Origin of the sequence: Draconibacterium mangrovi, assembly GCF_010586825.1 — a bacterium.
Classification (GTDB): Bacteria; Bacteroidota; Bacteroidia; order Bacteroidales; family Prolixibacteraceae; genus Draconibacterium; species Draconibacterium mangrovi.
This window is the reverse complement of record NZ_JAAAGB010000001.1, coordinates 1093302-1112109: the sequence shown is the minus strand read 5'-3', so window position 1 is coordinate 1112109 and position 18808 is coordinate 1093302. Positions and strand designations below refer to the sequence as shown.

19 protein-coding genes are annotated in these 18808 nt (G+C 40.4%); 15 read left to right on the top strand and 4 right to left on the bottom strand.

From position 1 onward, the window contains the following. Positions 1 to 108: 108 nt before the first annotated feature. The 6 genes from G4420_RS04540 (at position 109) to G4420_RS04515 (ending at position 3906) form a co-directional block, all read left to right on the top strand. Positions 109 to 564 carry a hypothetical protein gene (locus G4420_RS04540; RefSeq protein ID WP_163322370.1) on the top strand — a complete coding sequence of 152 codons (456 nt, stop codon included), beginning with the start codon at positions 109 to 111 and terminating at the stop codon, positions 562 to 564. Positions 565 to 597: 33 nt separating this feature from the next. Further along, positions 598 to 1071 carry a Cys-tRNA(Pro) deacylase gene (ybaK, locus tag G4420_RS04535; protein WP_163322369.1) on the top strand — a complete coding sequence of 158 codons (474 nt, stop codon included), beginning with the start codon at positions 598 to 600 and terminating at the stop codon, positions 1069 to 1071. A gap of 158 nt (positions 1072 to 1229) precedes the next feature. Continuing rightward, positions 1230 to 2231, top strand: a complete 1002-nt coding sequence (gene trpS, locus G4420_RS04530) for a tryptophan--tRNA ligase (RefSeq protein ID WP_163322368.1) — start codon at positions 1230 to 1232, stop codon at positions 2229 to 2231. 109 nt (positions 2232 to 2340) lie between these two features. Beyond that, a complete protein-coding gene (locus G4420_RS04525) occupies positions 2341 to 2916 on the top strand; it encodes a PhnA domain-containing protein (protein ID WP_163322367.1) in 576 nt (191 codons plus the stop codon). A 100-nt stretch (positions 2917 to 3016) separates the two neighbouring features. Further along, complete coding sequence (locus G4420_RS04520) at positions 3017 to 3661, top strand: class I SAM-dependent methyltransferase (RefSeq protein WP_163322366.1); 645 nt, start codon at positions 3017 to 3019, stop codon at positions 3659 to 3661. A gap of 2 nt (positions 3662 to 3663) precedes the next feature. Continuing rightward, positions 3664 to 3906 carry a YkoF family thiamine/hydroxymethylpyrimidine-binding protein gene (locus G4420_RS04515; protein WP_163322365.1) on the top strand — a complete coding sequence of 81 codons (243 nt, stop codon included), beginning with the start codon at positions 3664 to 3666 and terminating at the stop codon, positions 3904 to 3906. Between the two features lie 93 nt (positions 3907 to 3999). Here G4420_RS04515 and G4420_RS04510 read toward each other — a convergent pair whose 3' ends face one another. The 3 genes from G4420_RS04510 to G4420_RS04500 form a co-directional block, all read right to left on the bottom strand. Then, the gene (locus G4420_RS04510) at positions 4000 to 5313 is read right to left on the bottom strand and encodes a sulfatase-like hydrolase/transferase (RefSeq protein ID WP_204273593.1); all 1314 of its coding nucleotides are present in this window, start codon (positions 5311 to 5313) and stop codon (positions 4000 to 4002) included. A 65-nt stretch (positions 5314 to 5378) separates the two neighbouring features. Next, on the bottom strand, positions 5379 to 8780 hold the full coding sequence (locus G4420_RS04505; protein WP_163322364.1) for a DUF1080 domain-containing protein: 3402 nt from the start codon (positions 8778 to 8780) through the stop codon (positions 5379 to 5381). A gap of 48 nt (positions 8781 to 8828) precedes the next feature. Next, positions 8829 to 10097 (bottom strand): Gfo/Idh/MocA family oxidoreductase, encoded by a 1269-nt coding sequence (locus G4420_RS04500; RefSeq protein ID WP_163322363.1) that lies wholly within the window; start codon positions 10095 to 10097, stop codon positions 8829 to 8831. Positions 10098 to 10321: 224 nt separating this feature from the next. Between G4420_RS04500 and G4420_RS04495 the strand changes: the two genes are divergently transcribed. From G4420_RS04495 to G4420_RS04470, 8 genes are all read left to right on the top strand, one after another. Continuing rightward, positions 10322 to 11203 carry a thymidylate synthase gene (locus tag G4420_RS04495; protein ID WP_163322362.1) on the top strand — a complete coding sequence of 294 codons (882 nt, stop codon included), beginning with the start codon at positions 10322 to 10324 and terminating at the stop codon, positions 11201 to 11203. A gap of 593 nt (positions 11204 to 11796) precedes the next feature. Next, on the top strand, positions 11797 to 12741 hold the full coding sequence (locus G4420_RS04490; protein WP_163322361.1) for an ABC-three component system protein: 945 nt from the start codon (positions 11797 to 11799) through the stop codon (positions 12739 to 12741). Continuing rightward, a complete protein-coding gene (locus G4420_RS23510; protein ID WP_394351176.1) occupies positions 12738 to 12983 on the top strand; it encodes an ABC-three component system middle component 6 in 246 nt (81 codons plus the stop codon). The genes G4420_RS04490 and G4420_RS23510 overlap by 4 nt, the downstream gene beginning before the upstream one ends. Beyond that, a complete protein-coding gene (locus tag G4420_RS04485; protein WP_163322360.1) occupies positions 12974 to 14707 on the top strand; it encodes a DUF2326 domain-containing protein in 1734 nt (577 codons plus the stop codon). Before G4420_RS23510 ends, G4420_RS04485 begins: the two co-directional genes overlap by 10 nt. A 188-nt stretch (positions 14708 to 14895) precedes the next feature. Beyond that, positions 14896 to 15477, top strand: coding sequence for a hypothetical protein (locus G4420_RS04480; RefSeq protein WP_163322359.1), 582 nt, complete (start codon positions 14896 to 14898; stop codon positions 15475 to 15477). A gap of 36 nt (positions 15478 to 15513) precedes the next feature. Next, positions 15514 to 16044, top strand: coding sequence for a hypothetical protein (locus G4420_RS04475; RefSeq protein WP_163322358.1), 531 nt, complete (start codon positions 15514 to 15516; stop codon positions 16042 to 16044). A 92-nt stretch (positions 16045 to 16136) separates the two neighbouring features. Then, positions 16137 to 16292: a hypothetical protein gene (locus tag G4420_RS23230; protein ID WP_204273592.1), complete on the top strand. Its 156-nt coding sequence runs from the start codon at positions 16137 to 16139 to the stop codon at positions 16290 to 16292. A gap of 145 nt (positions 16293 to 16437) precedes the next feature. Beyond that, positions 16438 to 16896: a hypothetical protein gene (locus G4420_RS04470; protein ID WP_163322357.1), complete on the top strand. Its 459-nt coding sequence runs from the start codon at positions 16438 to 16440 to the stop codon at positions 16894 to 16896. A gap of 102 nt (positions 16897 to 16998) precedes the next feature. Here the strand turns inward: G4420_RS04470 and G4420_RS04465 are convergent, their stop codons facing one another. Further along, positions 16999 to 17382 carry a VOC family protein gene (locus G4420_RS04465; protein WP_163322356.1) on the bottom strand — a complete coding sequence of 128 codons (384 nt, stop codon included), beginning with the start codon at positions 17380 to 17382 and terminating at the stop codon, positions 16999 to 17001. A 274-nt stretch (positions 17383 to 17656) separates the two neighbouring features. Between G4420_RS04465 and G4420_RS04460 the strand changes: the two genes are divergently transcribed. After that, positions 17657 to 18694, top strand: coding sequence for an agmatine deiminase family protein (locus G4420_RS04460; RefSeq protein WP_163322355.1), 1038 nt, complete (start codon positions 17657 to 17659; stop codon positions 18692 to 18694). Positions 18695 to 18808: the final 114 nt, after the last annotated feature.

The window sequence follows — 18808 nt, the reverse complement described above, 5'->3', positions numbered from 1 at the left end:
AATTATTGCTGTATTCAAATGGTACTTTTGTTGCCCTATATTTTGGAATTTATAATTTTGTCTGCATCAAAGTACAATCTCAGAAGAGAAGTAAAATTCAACCATCAAATGAAAAATACCATCCTTATAATTGTAATTGCATTGCTTGTAAGTTCTTGCGATAAAGACGAAACAGTAAATATGAGTTTGTTGCAGGAGTACAGTTTTGTTTTCGAAGCCTATCGCGATTATCGAAATATTGATTTAGGGATAGATGAATTTTTCTATTCTTTTGATGTCGATTCGGTGACTATTTCAGGTCCCCGATATGAACTTATCGATGAAGTTAGAACTCCTAAGGAGATTGTTCAAAACAAGTGGCCCTACTTTATTGAAGGTAATACAATTTATTTTACTTCTCTTATTAATGATAATCAATTAATCACCTTGCCGGAATTGATCAGCCCAGTGCCGTACCGTCACATGCAATGGAAGGTTCTGTCGCTGGACGATCAGGAAATGAAGGTTGATATTATCAGTAATTCTATGTTGGCAGGCCATGCTGAATTTCGAGTAGAAAAGTAAAATAGCCAAAGTAAACTGAAGAATTTAGTAAACATGAAAAAAACAAATGCTGCCCGTTTACTCGACAGCAAAAAGATAGCATACGAGCTGGTTGAATACCACGTTGATGAGGCCGATTTAAGTGCCACACATGTTGCCGAATCGTTGGGGCAGAATGTTGAGCAGGTTTTTAAAACGCTGGTACTACGAGGAAAGAACACTGGAGTTTTTGTAGCTGTAATTCCCGGAGCTGATGAACTAAATTTGAAAAAGGCGGCAAAAATATCGGGGAATAAAAGCGTGGAAATGGTGCTGATGAAAGAACTGCTGGGGCTCACCGGATACATTCGTGGTGCATGTTCGCCAATGGGAATGAAAAAACCGTACCCGATCTTTATTCACGAAACCTGCTTGAATTTCGAATACATTTTTGTGAGTGCCGGGAAACGCGGAATGCAGATAAAAATCAATCCAAAAGATCTGATCGTTTGTACCGGAGCCCAGGTTTCCGACCTGATTGATTCGTGATTTTTGCTCGTTTTCATTCAAAACCGCCTCTTCAGTATTAATTTTTAGACCGTAGCGAATTTTATTTTTTTACTTTCCCCACGAATCTCTATTTTTGCACTCACTTAAAAATCAGATGGCTTTGCGCTTTGCGCACATCACCATATAAAAAACAGATAATGAATAAACCGACAGTTGTAAGCGGTATACGACCGACAGGATATTTGCACCTCGGAAACTATTTTGGAGCCGTGCAGAATTTCTTAAAAATGCAGGACGATTTTAACTGCTACTTTTTTATTGCTGATATTCACTCGCTGACTACGCACCCAACGCCAGAGAATTTGCAATCGGGAGTGCGCCAGGTGCTTGCCGAATATTTGGCCTGTGGTATTGATCCTGAAAAATCAACGATATTCATTCAGAGCGATGTTCCTGAGGTTTCGGAATTGTATGCTTTATTAAACATGAACGCCTATTTGGGCGAGCTGGAACGTACAACTTCGTTTAAAGATAAAGCTCGTCAGAATCCGGACAACGTAAATGCCGGATTGTTGACTTACCCTGTTTTAATGGCTTCGGATATTATTATTCACAAAGCACATTTTGTACCGGTTGGAAAAGACCAGGAGCAAAACCTGGAAATGGCGCGCAAATTTGCCAAACGTTTTAACCGCATGTATAAATGTGATATATTTCCAATTCCGCGTCCGTATACCTTCGGTGGTGGCGACATGATCAAGGTTCCGGGATTGGATGGCAGCGGTAAAATGGGAAAATCGGAAGGAAATGCAATCAACCTTTATGAAGATCCAAAATCGATTCGTAAGAAAGTGATGCGTGCCGTTACTGATTCAGGCCCAACTGAAATGAACCAGGAAAAACCGGAAGCTGTTCAAAACTTATTTACGCTTTTGGATATCGTTTCTACACCTGATACAGTGGCACATTTTGATGAATTGTACAATAAGTGTGAAATTCGTTACGGCGATCTGAAAAAACAACTGGCAGAAGATATTATTGCTTACACATCGCCAATTCGCGAGCGTATTATTGATATTCTGCAAGACGATGCTTACCTGGCAAAAGTGGCAAAAATGGGTGCTGAAAAAGCTCAGGAATCAGCTGCGAAAACTTTGCAGGAAGTAAAAGACGTAATCGGATTTAAAAAACTGTTCTAAGAAAAACATTAAATAAATTGTCATTTCGACGACGAAGGAGGAGAAATCTGTCACCGTATGAAACAGATTTCTCAGTCATCCTTCCATCGAAATGACAGGAACAATCAAAATGAGTGTAGAAAGAGAATTACAAAAACGCACTTCGGTTTGTGAATTATGCGGATCGGAAGATAACCTGGGGGTATTTACTGTGCCACCTGCAACACAGGAAAGCGAAAAAGACAGCATTTATATTTGCTCAACCTGCTCTGGTCAGGTCAATGACCCGGAAGCAATGGATGCCAACCACTGGCGTTGTTTAAACGACAGCATGTGGAGTACCGTTCCTGCCGTTCAGGTGGTGGCCTGGAGAATGTTAAACCGTTTAAAAGCCGAAGGCTGGCCGCAAGACCTGCTTGATATGCTTTACCTCGACGAGGAAATAAAGGAGTGGGCCGAAGCAACAGGCGAAGGAATTGACCCGGATGATGTGGTAAAACACCTCGACAGCAACGGCGCTGTTTTACAGGCCGGCGATACAGTTGTATTGATAAAAGACCTGAACGTAAAAGGTGGTGGTTTCACAGCCAAGCGCGGAACTGCGGTACGAAATATCATGTTGGTACACGATAATCCCGAACAAATTGAGGGGAAAGTGAATGGCCAGCAGATCGTAATTCTTACGCAGTATGTGAAAAAGAATTAAGTAAACTCTTGATCGAAACAGGAAAGATGCCATCTTTTTTTACTTTATGTAGAAAGATGGCATCTTTGTTTTCGTGTGATGAGAACCAAAACCGATAAAGATGAACGTATTTAAAAATGAAGAAATAGCAGTTGCGTACGATGACTATTACCAAACTCAGGCAGGGAAAGAAATTGATGCGATAGAAAAAAAGCTACTGGTTGAAGCGCTGCAGAAAGTCCCGAAAGGGAAAATGCTGGAACTGGGGTGCGGAACCGGTCACTGGACAGAGCTGTTTGTAAACATGGATTTTGATGTTATTGCCACCGACATTTCGGATGCGATGTTGTGCCAGGCTATTGAGAAAAACCTGGATGCCGAGGTTTTGAATGCCGATGCAGGAGATCTGCCTTTTAAAAACGAAAGTTTTGATGTGGTGGCTTCGGTAACGATGATGGAATTTGTAACCAGCAAAGATGTGGTGTTGAACGAAATCTATCGTGTACTAAAACCTGGAGGATATTTATTACTGGGTTGCCTGAATGGAAACTCACAGCTGGCAAAAAATGCTGAGAACGATCCGGTATTTAAAAATGCAGCATTCTATACTCCTGAAAGTTTATTGAAAGCATTAACGAAGTTTGGAGCTCCGGAGTTGACTTACGGAGTGCGTTTTGCGCCCGATTTTCGGGTAATGGACCAAACTGCTGAGAAAGATAATCACGAACCGGCTTTTATTGTAGCGCTGGTTCAGAAAACAAAATAACCATGCAAGTTGCTGTTGAAATAAGCCTTTACCCCTTGAGCAACGACTTTGAAAAACCTGTCGATACGTTTTTGTCACTTTTGGCAAACAACCCAACCATTGAAGTGGAACCCGGCAAAATGAGCAGTATAATTAGCGGCGAGCTGGCTGATATTATGCAAGCCTTATCTCAGGCAATGGAAGAGGTTTTTGCACAAAGCCCGGCCGTTTTTAATCTGAAGATCTCGAATTGCTGCCCGGTGTAACCTGTATTGAAAAACCATCTAATAGTCTGGAAAATGGCCTTTTAAATTTTAATTTGGGAGGTTCGCACGTTTAATGCAGACACTATCTGAATGTTATTGCCATTTTGGATGTTTTTCCAGTTCTTTTTCCAACATCGATCTTACTTCCAACTCTTCCGTATTCAACGAATCAGTAGGTAACGGAACCTTTTCCAGTTTATCTGTTTGTACGTTAAAAAACCGTCCGTCGGGATAAAGTTTATAGTCTAATGTGCGAATAAACTGGTTTCGGTATTTGTTTACATTGGCTCCCCATTGCGGATCGTAATGCACAAATGCAGTTTCGCGCGGAACGTACTTTTCTCCAAGTAATAAAGGATAAAAACTTTTGCCATCCGATTCAAGTTCGGCACCCACAACATCTGCCAGGGTTGGAAAGAAATCGCTGAATTCAATAAGGGGTTCAAAAACGGAGTTGTTTTGAATTTGTGAAGGCCACGAAACAATAAGGGGGACATGAATACCTGCATCGATGGTATTTCCTTTGGCTCCCTGAATTGTTTCATCACTTAATTGAGAATAAATAGTTGGGTGCGTGCCGTTATCGCCCGTAAAAATTAGTATGGTATTCTCTTCCAGGCCCAATTCCTGAAGTTTGTCGATGATCTTTCCTACAATTTTATCGGTGTAGGCAACCATGTCTTTAAAATAAGCTGTATCATTTTTGTAACGTAATTCAGGCTTGTTCCAATCTTCCGAAGCGGGTGTTGGAACAAAAGGATCGTGAACCAGTACCATCGGGTAATAGGCAAAAAATGGTTTGTCTTGATTCCGTTCAATAAAATCCAGAATATAGTTCGCAAAAATATCAGGGCCGTAATCGTTGGCGTTTCTCTCCAATACCAGGCCGTTTTGTTCAATTAATGGATTGGCATATCGTTCCCCCTGATCACGTCCTTTGGTAAGCTGCCATAAACAATACTCATCAAAACCGAATTTATTGGGGCGGGTGTTATCATTCCAGTCGGCAATCTGGTCTTGGTAGGCCAGCCCGTTTAACTGCCATTTTCCCGCAATACAAGTTTCATAACCGGCATCTTGCATGATGTTTCCAATGGAATACTCCGATAGGTTTAAGTGACCAAAAAAATCGTAATTACGGTAATTGTATTTCCCGGTCATAATTTTCACCCGCGAAGGAGTGCATAAAGGCTGAGAAACACAATTGGAGAATAGAAATCCTTTGGATGCTAACCGATCAATGTTTGGCGTTTTATACGAGGTTGAACCATAAGCGCCAATACATTCGTAACCCATGTCGTCGGCCATAATCAATACCACATTGGGTTTGGTCGGCATGTCGTTTGTTTGGCAGCCACAAACAAAAAGTGCAAGCAGTAGCGTAAAAATGGTAGTACTGATTTTCATAAGTTAGTTTTGTAAAGTGATGGCCTCATTTTGTGCGAGACCATCACTTTATTTCTTTGAATTGATTATTCGCTCAAATCCTTAATCCGGATATTCCGGAACCACAATTCTGAGCCATGTCCAAGAAATCCGATAAAACCTTTGTCGTTTTGCAAGCCCGGATGATCTTTACCATCTTTGGTTCCATGCTCGCGGGCATCGGCAATATCGCCATCCAAAATCACTTCACCGTTCAGAGTGATTTTAATTTTAGTTCCTTTCACCACAACTTCCTGTGTATTCCAGTCGCCAACCAGATTTAAAAAGCCGCGTTTGGCAGGAATAGTTCCGTAAACCGATCCGTGGTATTGATACTCGTGCAAGTTGGCATAAATAGGTGCGGTGTTATCCAGAATTTGTAATTCCATACCCACGTATGCGGCATCGCCTTCAAGCGGAGCACGAATTCCTAGTCCGTTGTTAGCGCCCGGAGTGAGTTTAAATTCAAAACGGAAAACAAAGTCGCCGTATTCTTTTTCGGTGAACAGGTTGCCATGGCCACCCATTTTAGGATTTACCACCAATTCGCCGTTTTCGGCGTAATAGTCGGTCTTGTTTCCTTGCCATCCATCAAGGTTTTTACCGTTGAACAACGAAACAAATCCTTCGTCGATCTCTTCCTGTGTTAACCCAATTTCTTTGGTATTGATCTCCCGAACATACACATCGCGGAAAGCCAGTTCGTTGCCGTGTGCCTGCAGTTCAATGGTTCCTTCGCTGAAAATCGGAATACTGCGGTCCCAGTAGTTGTCCATTTTTACATTGTCAACCACCAGTTCGCCATTTAGATAAACGGTTACATTTTCTCCCATCATTGTAATGCGGAAAGTATTCCATTCATCAATCGGATTATCGGCAACCAGCAAGGGATTGCGTACATTCTCAGGATTGTTGTTGTATAAACCACCTGAGCCAACCTGGGCACCCACTTCAACACGCGAGGTATCCCATATCTGTACCTGTGGTGTTCCACGCAGGTAAATGCCGCTGTCGCCCTTTTTGCTAATGCGCCAGTCAACAATCATATCAAAATCTTTGTAAATCTTTTTCGAAACCAGGTTCGCACCGTGTCCGTTAAAAATAATCATTCCATCTTTTACGCTCCAGTTTTCCAACATTTTAATATTGGCTGATTCCTGCTCTTTGGCGCGCTCTGTATCGCTTAGTTTGGCAATTTTTATCGGGTTGCCATCCAAAAGCATGCCTTGCCATCCGTCCAGGTTTTTGCCGTTGAACATCGAAACATAACCTTTGTCTTTTGGCATCGCTTTCAGGTAATTCTGAATATTTATTTTGTCGTAAGCACTGTCTTCGCCCGACAAAGCCTGTTCAGCTTTACCCAAAATCCGACGAACGATGTCGCCTGTTAAACCGCCTTCTCCTTCACTGTTTGGCATGGCGATATTCATAATCGCACGCGAGGTTGTCGCTGTCAGCTCTTCTTTTTCCAGGTATTGCTCCAGGTACACCAACGAAAGGAATGTTCTTAAACGTCCAATGGCAGCGATCACGTTTTTCTGTTCGGAGGCTGACGAAGCATATTGCATAACCTTGCGGTATTGCAGCAGTTTCTGGTCGTCAGGAAGATCTGCACCGGCAACCCTACGCACAAAACTTTCGAATGCCGGCTGGCTGAAAGTTGTATTTCCTGATTTACAGATTTCGAATAAAGGCTTTGAAGCGGCATAATCCTGCCAGTTGGTTAAGGCGGTAAATGCAGCTTGTTTCTGCTCTCCGCTTGATGAATTAAAATATCCGGTAACAGTTTCAAGGGCTGTTTCTCCGCCAATTGTTGGCAGAATAGGAAAGAGGCGGGCTTTTTTATTGGATTGTTCCAATGTGCTCAATACTTTACCGCTTGCTTTCTGCTCTTCGGCGATACCGTCAACAGCCGAAATTAACGCCAGTTGTGTTTCAGTAATTTCAGAAAGCTCAGAAACTGAAAGCAAAAGTTTTAATAGTGCGTCGGTATTTTCGTAAGAAGAAACTTGTTTCAGCGCGGCAAAAGCAGCTGCTGTTTCATCTGCATTTGAAGAAGAAGTGGCGGCCAGTATTTCATCAAAATATTGCGAGCCTGCTTTAGCGCCGACAAGATTGATAAAAGCGGCTTTGGTTTTTCCTTCTGATTGATCGAGGTTTCCTGCATTCAGGTATAAATGCTCTTTGTCAAGCAGCGTGTTTAACACCTTTGTTGTTGCTTCAATATCTTTTCCTTGCGCCAGATGTGCAGTTAAGGTTGGAATAGCTTCACTTCCCTGAAGGTTTGCCAAAGCAGTCACTGCTTCTGTGCGAACAACTTCACTTGCTGAATTAAGGCTCGCCAAAACAAAATCGTTTGCCTGCGCGCAACCACGTCTTCCCAACATATCAATAATTTCTGCTTTTACTTCGGCGTTGGAAGTCTCTGCTTTAGCAATCCATTTACGCGTATCGGCAACACCTCCCAGATTTTCGGCAATATTTAGTGCAGAGTAACGAAACGCTTTATCCGGTGAGTCAACAGCCTCTAATAAAAGAGGGGTAGCCTCGTAGCCAAGGTTGTTGGCATAAATACGAAGCGCTGTCGAATAATTGTGTAAATGGTCGCTTGCAGAATTGGCTTTAAAAATAGCCTTGCAAGCTTTTTCCATTAACTCCAGTTCTTTTTGCTCGCCCAAACGTTTGGTGTAGGTCAGAAATGCTTCGGCTGCATTGGTGGCATCGTAATTAAAGTCCACAGCCGACGCAGCACTTAACAAAGTTTTATACGAATCAGGAGATCCTATATTTGCCAGAGCGGCCAGAGCTGTTTTTTGCATCGGCTCACTATCTGAACTAACCAATGGAGTAATCATCGGAACGGCGCGTTTGCATTTTAACTGCCCCAAAGCCCGAACGATGGTCATTTGTGTATTCCCTTCAGTTTTTGGGAATGCCGCAAGAAACACCTCTGCTGTTTTCGGATCTTCGGTCGACAGAATGGTTTGTGCTGCCGGTTCTGTCAGTTGTTCATCAGTTAAGTAGCTTTTTACCTGCTCAACGGTCTTCTCGCCGGCAACCAGGTTCAACTGATTGAGAAGATAAGTCTTTACCTCAACGTCGTTCGCAGTGTTGAGTGCTTTTAAAAGGTTCTCTTCGGCAAAAGCACGTTCTTCACATTTACCAAACTGACTGGCATAACGCGAAAAACTGTTCAGCGCAAAACGCACGGCGGTGTCGTCGCCGGTGCCCAGCGGAACAAGTTGTGCTGCCAGTTTCTGGTAACCTTCGTTACCCATTAAAAAGATGTCGTTCATCGCTTTGTCGCGGTGAGTCAGATTTTTGGTTGGCATTTGTGCCAGCACATCGGCAACTTTGGTGTCGAGTGTTCGGTTATCCTGCGCCATTCCGGCCATACTCAGGCAGGCCAGCAACAGGATCGTAGTAATTTGAACTATATATTTTTTCATTGTAATTAATCCTTTATCATTAATCCTTAATAACTAATCCTTCATCCTTTAAATCGTCCAAGGTGCGCGCATTGGCTGATTGATCAGACGGTTTGCTCCTTCATCATCAATAAACTCAAGTTTTTCAGGATCGAAATGCAGTGTGCGTCCCAGTCGGACTGCGGTAATACCAAGGTTTACAAGCGTTGCCGACCGGAATCCGTTGGTCTCGTTCAGTGCAAACTTCTTGCGTGTTTTCACCGATTCAGAGAAAACACCGATCTGAGGTTCAGGATCAGGTAAAGATTTAATAAAGCTTTGCAGATTAGGAATATCCGAACGGAAACCCTGGTAGATTTTGCCGTTAGGACCTTCAATATAGGCTGCATCTTTGTCGCGGTTTTCGCCATCGAGAATGATCTGGCATCCATCGGCATAAGTATAAGTTACACGTCGCCAGGTACCAACGGCATCATAATGTTGCTGTGGTGCGTCAACCTCAATCTTTACCGGGCTGGTATCGTCTTTGCCCAGCATGTATTGAACAGGGTCGAGATAGTGCTGACCCATATCGCCCAATCCGCCGCCATCGTAATCCCAGTAGCCACGGAAATTGGCATGAACACGCTCAACATTGTAAGGTTTGTATGGCGCAGGCCCTAACCACATATCGTAATTAAGGTTTTTCGGAACCGGTTGAGGAGCAAGGTTATGTTTGCCCTGCCAGTAGAACTTCCAGTTGTAGCCGGTAATTCCGCTAACAGTAACTTTTAGCGGCCATCCTAAAATGCCACTATCGATCACTTTTTTTAGTGGTTTTACATCGGTTCCCAGTCCGTAAAACTGGTCTTTAAAACGGAACCAGGTGTTCAGACGGAACATACGGCCATGCGCATTTACGGCTTCAATTACTCTTTTACCTTCGCCAATAGTGCGTGTCATTGGTTTTTCGCACCAAATGTCTTTCCCGGCTTTGGCGGCTTCAACAGCCATAATTCCGTGCCAGTGTGGCGGCGTGGCAATGTGCACAATGTCAACTTCGGGCAGCTGGCACACTTCCCTAAAATCAGTGAATTGTTTTACGTCGTGATTAATCAGGTTTTTGGCCAGTTTCAGGTGTTCGGTATCCACATCGCAAATGGCAACAACGCGTGTGCCTTCGTAAGGAATATGACCGCGGCCCATTGAGCCGACACCAATAATTGCTTTTGTTAACTGGTCGGATGGTGCGAGATATCCGTTGCCGCCCAACACGTGGCGCGGAACGATAACCAGGCCGGCTCCTGCAGCCAGCGCACCTTTTAAGAAACTTCTTCTCGAAGTCGATTTAGTACTCATGGTTAATTGGTTATAGATTATAATTTAAAATCATTTAGTCGGATAAAAGTATAAAAGTTTTGAAAATAAATTCCTAAGAAATTAAAGACTTATTAAAAAAATGCAAAACTAAATCAGTTGATTGTCGCTTCAATTCATTTTTTATACGCGCCAAAGTTTCATTCGCTTGCCTTTTTTCTATCTTTAAATCCTTTCGATCAATCGAATAGATTAAACTTTTAAAGATGAAGAATATTCCGGTAATATCGGTAACAGGAAGATCGTTGGCCGAAGCTTATGAAACAGCACTTATTTATTTGTACGGGCAAGGAACCCGTTTTAAAACGCAGTACGACCGGCCGGGTGATCCGCTGAGTATCGACTGTACCATGAATTTAACGATTCTGGAGCCGGAGACCGATCCGATGATTCACATGGCCTTTCCCGGAGGTGTTGAAGATTTGCGCGAATACGTGCTGGAACTGGAAGGACTGAAAGACCACCTGGTAAAAAACTTGAACGATCCGGAAGATAAACGTCCGGAATATACCTATCACGGGCGACTGCAAAACTATGGTGTTTGGAAAGAACTGGTGGACGGAGAATCAAAAGAAGTGGGTGATTTTAAAGTTGATCAGATTAAAAATGTGATCAATAAACTGGCCGAACAGCCTTTTACCCGACAGGCGCAAATGATTACCTGGATGCCGAACATCGATTTTACCTGCGACGATCCGCCAAGTTTACAATCGTTGTGGTACCGCATTCTGGAAGACGAAGACGGCATTTGGTGGCTAAACAGCAATATCCGCTACCGAAGTAACGATGCCTGGAATGCCGGATTCCTGAATATGTTCGGATTTATTCAATTTAGCAAAGATGTGGTTGCTGCCGGGATTGCGGAGAAGACGGGTAGGACTGTAAAACTGGGGCGCATGAACTGGCAGGCCGATTCGTACCACATCTACGGAAAAGATATACGCAGTGCTAAAGAACGCCTGTTTGGGCGCATTAACGACATGGCTTTTGAAGAACGTACCATGAATTTTAACGATCCGCGAATCCGTAAAGTGTACGACAATGCCGAGGCTGAGATTGTTAAAAAGATAAATGTTTCTGGCCACTAGTCACTTGCCATTAGCCATTAGCTACTAGCTACTAGCCACTAGTCATTAGTCACAATTATCCAGTAACCAGTAACGAGTATCCAGTTTATCCCCGCTACCGTGCGAATCCTTTAGCATAGAAAAAGAGAAACCTTATTTCAAAGCGCCTACCCGAAAAGTAAACAAAACAGTTGTTTGAAACTCCGGCTAATCGTCCCTCCATTCCCGAAGGGAGGGACAGGAGGGTGGGTAAATCAACCCATAACCACCCAATTCCCAACACATGTTTACAACAAATCCCAACACCGATTTTCATTATATAATAATTATGATTAAATTGGCTCACCTAATCCGGTGACACCCAGAACGATTAGCAGCGAGAGATTTTTTGCCACCCCAGGGATTAAAAGTACATGTTCAATTAGCGACATTAATGTAATATATAAACAAGCGCGTTGACGTTCATGCAATGAGACCACAGCAACATATATAAACTGATGAAAAACCAAAACACAAATAGCTCATTTGTAAGCCCCGACATACAGGCTGTTTCTTCGGATCGCAAAAAGCTGTTTCCCCCTCAAGCGACGAGACTAACAAATTAAAATCATTTTATGACCAGAGATGAAAAACATATTGCTAGATTACTTTTCAAGAATAAAGTTTATGAAAGCGATAAACAATCATATGAAGACTTTTTTATTCGTGTAATGCAAAACTATAATGCAAACTTTGAACCCGTAAAGCCACAAGGGAAATACGGTGATAGGAAGAATGATGGTTTCGACAAAACAAAAGGAGTGTATTATCAGGTTTATGCTCCAGAGGATTTACCTTCAAAGGAGGGAGATGCAATAAAAAAACTAATAGCAGATTTTGATGGACTTCAGAAATATTGGTCTAAAAGAGGATTTTCAATCAAAGAATTTTATTACGTTGTTAATGACAAATATAAAGGCAATTATCCTACATTAATCGCTGATGTTTATAATATTTCACAGCGAAATAATATTACTGCCGAGTTATTTAGGAATAAGAATCTTGAGGAATTATTTCTCGGGATGGATGACCAAAAAATTATTGACATTATAGGTTTCTTACCTGACACCATGGATATACAAGAACCTGATTATAGTATTATGACTGAAGTTATAAAATATACTTTGCAATCAGAGGTTAACGATTCGTGTGAAAAAATACCGGATGACCCAAATTTTGATAATAAGATAAATTTCAATTCTTTGAGCAAATCTGTAAGTGAATATTTGAATGCAGGAAGAAGACAAGCGTATGTTATCAGCGAATACTTCAGTTTGCAAAGCAATTTTGTTAAAGATGACTTGAGAAAAAGTTTTAGTAGTATTTACCAAAAAGGTATTTCAGAAATACCAGAAAGTGAAACTAAAAATGATGAACTTTTCTTTTACATTAGGAATCAAGCTAGTCCCCGAAACAATGTAGCAGTGCATAACGCAGTTTATATTTTGATGGCGTATTACTTTGAATATTGTGATATTTTTGAAACACCAGAAATAAAAAACCTAACATTGTTTGAATGATTTTACCAAGTAAACATATAAGTCTATCTGAATCATTGTTAGGGTTAGGTGGTATTTTATTAGGGTATTTAAAAATCCCACAAAGTGTAGATGAGTTATGGCACAAGTACTCTAAAATTAATAACAGTAAACGATATCCCGCATATCATGATTTCGATAATTTAATCTTAGCTCTAAATTATCTATACTTGATTGGTGCAATCGATATTGATGAAAAAGGAAAATTAATGTTATGCGATTAGTTGAATTAAGAGCAAACAAAGAGAGTTTTAATACAATTCCATTTAATCCCACAGGCGTATCAATAATTAGCGCAATCAAGGAGACAGATGAAAAAAGGAAAACTTTCAATAGTGTTGGAAAATCCCTAACTATTGCACTTATACATTTTTGTTTGGGGTCAAACCCCTATCCAGAGTTTGAAGAAAAACTAAAAGAATGGGAGTTTTCTCTTGACTTCAAGATTAAAGGCGTTGAATATACCGCTAGAAGAGCATGTGAAAATCAATCTGAAATCTTCCTAAATGAAGAAAAACTCACTTTAGATAAGTTTAGAAAGAACCTAGAAAACGAACTATTTGATATTCCTGAGGACTCAAAATATATTAGCTTCCGAGGATTAATCTCTCGCTTCATTAGACCATACAAATACAGTTATATATCGTATGATAAATACATTAAAGCGGAGGATAAAACTATTACTGAATCCATAAACAATGCATTCCTTTTAGGCCTGGATATTAATAGAATACTAAAGAAATCAGAGCTTAAAGAATCGTTGGATAAAGTTGAGCAACAAAAGAAGAATATTGAGAAGGATGAAATTTTAAAAGCATATTTTGAAGGAGAAGATGCTGATGAGGACATCGATATTAAAATAGTTGAACTTGAATCAACTTTAAAAAAACTTGAAACTAATCTATCAAATTTTAAGATTGCGGAAGATTATGCACAAATAGAGCTTGAAGCAGATGCCCTTTCAGCTGAGATCAAAAGATATAGTAACAAAGCAGCAAAATATGAAAATGCATTAAAAAATATCGAAAGAAGTTTAGAAATCAAACCTGATGTATCGAAACAAAAAATTAAGAAACTCTATAAAGAAGCTAAATTCCAGTTGTCTGACATGATAATTAAACGACTAGATGATCTAGAAGTTTTCAATAATAAAATAATTAGTAATCGTATCAAGCGATTGATGGATGATAGGAAGAAGTTTGTAATGCATTTGCACGACATACAGGCAAACATCAAAATTCTAGCAAAAAGGGAAAATGAAAAAATTCAATATTTAAATGCGCATGGAGCATTAGACGAATACACAAAACTGAATAAACAGCTATCAGACACCGATAAAAAACTGACTAAGCTCAATCAGTTTCGAAAACTTAAAGGAGAATATAAGGATAAAATTGAGGGTATAAACAAAGATTTTATTGATGAAAACACAAGTACTCGCAAGTATTTAAATGAGATTAAATCTATAACAAACGATAATATAATAAGATTTAAATCATTTGTTGAACAGTTTTATGACGATAAAAAATGTGGCATAACAATTCTTAGCAATGAGAATGTAAATAAAAAAAGATTCGAAATAAATGCCAAAATTGCTGATGATGCAGGGGATTCGGTAAATGAAGTAAAATTGTTTTGCTATGATTGGACAATATTAACCGCTCGCAACAATCACAACGTTGACTTTCTTTTTCACGATAGCCGAATTTTAGATGGTATGGATCCTCGTCAAATAAGCACTTTGTTTACAATTGCAAATAAAGAATGTAAAAATGGTTTTCAATATATTATCTCAATTAATCAAAATGTAACTGACAGTCTAGAAAATGAGTTGACACCGGAGGAAATGAAAGAATACATTACAGATAACATTGTTCTTGAATTAAGTGACAAATCAGATGAAAATAAATTACTTGGAATTCAGGTTGACTTAAATTATGACTTATAGTTTGCCTCAACTCAACTCCTCCTAGTTTGTTACGAAGGGAAAGCAAGCTGTAGTTACAACAACATAATTCCTTACGCGAGTAAAAGATTCAGCGATAATCAGTAAAATCAAAGTCATCAGCGTTCAATTTCAACTCCACTAAGTTTGCAACAACAAAACACAATGAATAAAAACCAAAAACAAAACAAATGAAATCAATTACCCTTGAATTCTCAAAACTTCAGATTCTAAAAGACAGAGAAAGATGGCGGCTGTATTTTATCGTGGTTGCCGAACATCCGGAGGATAACGATAAAATGATTGTTTCTACTTTTCCCGATCCGTATATCCGGCTAAAACCCAACAAAGAGAATATCATCAACTTCGAGCCTGAAGGAAGTCCGGGAGCCGACGGAATGTTTGTAATCGAACGCGGATTACCTGCCGATAAAAAAATAAAAGCCCGTGTTTATCTGAGACAAAGCAGAGATAAAACACGAAATGTAGGTGAAGCACTCTCAAACCTTCAGAAGACACTGGGCGGCGATGCTTTTGAGATTATAACCGATCTTATGGGATCGGGATTACCCTGGCTTGTTGTGGCCAAAAAGGCAATACCCATGATCGGGAATATACTCGGTAGCATGAAAGACCGTGATATGGGTTTTGTAAACATGGACGAACGATTTGGCAGCGAGTTTAAACCCGGAGTTAAAGCCGAACGCCATACCGAATTTTCAACCGGCGAAGCAAAGATCTGGTGGAAATGGAGCATTAGCGATGAGGTATAATTCTAAAAATATTGTTACTGCAAGGGAAAACCTAAAATGAATAGAATCAACTCAAAAACATATCATCAGCTTAAGTATTATAATAACTACAAACATGTTACTGTAGCCGGGGTTCTGGTTGTATTTGGACTTCTAATGCTTTTCGGCATCCCAACTTTCCCTAAGAACTTACTATTAGCCCTTCTGTTCTTTTTAGTTGCATACCTTGGTTATCAAACGCTCAAAACAACAAAACCAATTTCAATCGATAGAAACAATATCTGTTTAGGGAAAATGGTAAATGGATTTAAACAAACGAATATAAATGCGAATTCTATCGACAGTATAGAATTAGTTTACGAGATAAAAACAGAGTTTAGTGCAGCGGCTGCTTATATTGGAGGAGAAGTGGATAAACATTCAGATTATTACCAGATAAAACTAAAAGATAATAGCCTTATCCGGTTTGATAACCTATACGACAAACAGTTGCAGAATGATTTAAAACTATGGTGTAGGTATAATAATGTTGCGGTAAATTTAAATGTCAAAAAGATTATAAAAGAGAATGATGATTCAATTCTCTAACTCCCTCAAGTATGTAACGAGGGGTAAACAGACAGTCGTTTGTAACGACAAAACATAACGAACAAAATTCAAAAACAATAAAAACCAAAACAATGCAAACACTAATCTTTCTTCCAATTCTTATTTATGTAGCCCTGGTGGTTGCCGTTCTGTATTTCATTTTTAAATGGGTAAATACATTTATTCAACTAAAACAGGAACATAACGAGCTGCTAAAAGAAATCATCAAAAAAATGGATTCGAAATAGTTTCACCGCTCTCCGCTACCGCGCCCCCAAAACTTCGTGGGTGAGGCAGGGATAGAACACAATGGCAACCAGACTTAGTCTGGATATTTAACTTTCAATGCCAACAATAGAGAAAAATTTTATGTCATCATAAATCGAAAAGTATATGAGCTTACTTAAATATTCGAACACAGCAGAAAAGACAATTCATGAAGATTCAGATTTATATATTGATTCTTTCAAGAAAAAGCTTCAGGAAACATTAAGAACCTTTGAAGCCCAGTCAGAAATTCAAAACGATACGATAACATTCAAACGAATAGTGAGAAATACGACACATTCGGGACAGAATAAAATCGATGCGATGAAATTAGTAAGAGAAGGAATAATTCGGATTGAAAGAATCGATACAACAAAAATCAGAATAGTTTGGGAGGTTAAGCTGGATGCATTATTGTTTTTATCCATCTCAATCGGACTGCTAATCGGTTTGCTTACCTTATTTGTCAGTTCAATGATACTAATCTCAATGATTATTGGGTTACTATTCGCCTCGATTACATATTTTATCGGGTGTTCAATAGTAAAATCACAAATTGATAAAATTGTAAACACTGGCCACTAGCCACTAGTCATTAGCTACAAGTTTCAAGCTACAAGTCACAAGTATCCAGAATCCAGTATCCAGTAACCAGAAACAAGTATCCAGAATCCAGTAATCAATCCCTTATTCCCTGGAGTGCAATGCAACCCTGTTTCCTTCGGTATCGAGGATAACCGCCAGATATCCGTATTCGTCGGAGATCTTGTTCTTATGCTGCAGTATTTTTCCACCGGCATCTTCCACCCGTTCCAGTTCCACGTTTACATCTCCCGCAGGCGAAGCCAAGTAAACAACCACTCCGTTAGGCGAAGGTTGGTAAAACTCCTTGTGGAGAACCAGTGCCGCTCCCGATCCGTATTTACCTTCTGAATAAGGGAACCAGGCCATGTCGAATTCCCTGCCACGATTTTTTTCCAATCCAACACTAAAAACTGTTTCGTAAAAGTTAATGGCGCGTGCCATTTGTTTTACCGGAATTTCAACCCAGCTAACGATGTTGCTTTGCATAAATTAGTATTAAGGTTAGTATCAATAATATTGGTTTTCTGTTCCTGGTTCTTTAATTTTTACGGTTTAAAAGTTAATTCATTTTCTCAAAAAAACTACACCCCCTCAACCTGTTTTAAATCATCACTTAAATCCTGGTCGGGTTCGGTGTTTCAAATAACGATTTATTGAGAATCTGTATGTTGCCCGTAAAAGAGTGGAGAAACTTTTACCGAATAGCTGAAACTGTGTAATTTCGTTTTATTTTTGAGGCCGAAAGTTTACAGAAAGAAGCATGAATAATTCAGCAGTTCAGAGTCTGCGTTTGCCCGCCGAGTGGGAGCCGCAGTCGTTTTTACAACTTACGTTTCCGCATCCCGACAGCGATTGGGCTTATCTTTTAGAGGAAGCCAGTGCCTGTTTTGTGGATATAATTGAAGCCGCTGCCCGCTTTCAGAAAGTACTGGTGGTTTGCGACGATGTGAAACGTGTTCGTGCTTATTTCCGAAATACTTCGAATGTTTATTTTGCTGAAGCTCCGTCGAACGACACCTGGGCACGCGACCATGGTGGAATCACCGTTCTTGAGGATGGAAAGGCCATTGTTCAGGATTATATTTTTAACGGCTGGGGGAAAAAATTCGAAGCCGGACTGGACAATCGAATCACAAAAAGTTTGTTTGATCAGGGAATTCTTCAGCATTGCGAATTAAAAAGTTTCGACTTTGTATTGGAAGGCGGCTCTATTGAAAGCGATGGTTTAGGAACGATACTTTCCACCACCGATTGTTTGCTGGAAGAGAACCGTAACCCGCAGTATACACAACAGGAAATAGAGGCTATTCTGAAACAGAATTTTGGGGCAAAACGTGTTTTGTGGCTCAATAACGGTTACCTGGCCGGCGACGACACCGATTCGCATATCGATACACTTGCCCGTCTGTGTAACGAAAATACCATTGCCTGGGTGGGGTGTAACAATCCGGAAGATGAGCATTTCGGAGCGCTGCAAAAAATGAAAGCCGAACTGGAAAAGTTCACCACCGAAGACGGAACGCCCTACAAACTGGTTGAACTTCCGTTTGCCGATCCTTGTTTTGATGACGAAGGAAACCGCTTACCGGCAACTTATGCAAATTTCACCATTATCAACGGTGCAGTGCTGCTACCGGTATACGGGTTAAAACAAGATGCCGAAGCCATCGATATTTTGCAGCAGATTTTTCCCGAAAAAGAAATAATTCCAATAAATTGCAGGGTATTGATCGAACAACACGGGTCGCTGCACTGTGTAACCATGCAGTATCCGGAAGCGGTAAAATTGAAGAGTTAAGTAAACTTATAAAATTGAATGCCTTAATACATTACGAAAACCCCTTCTAATCTTCCGCCAGCTGGCGGGGAGGAACCGTCCCTCTTTGGGGGATTCAGGGGGTCAGTGAAACGG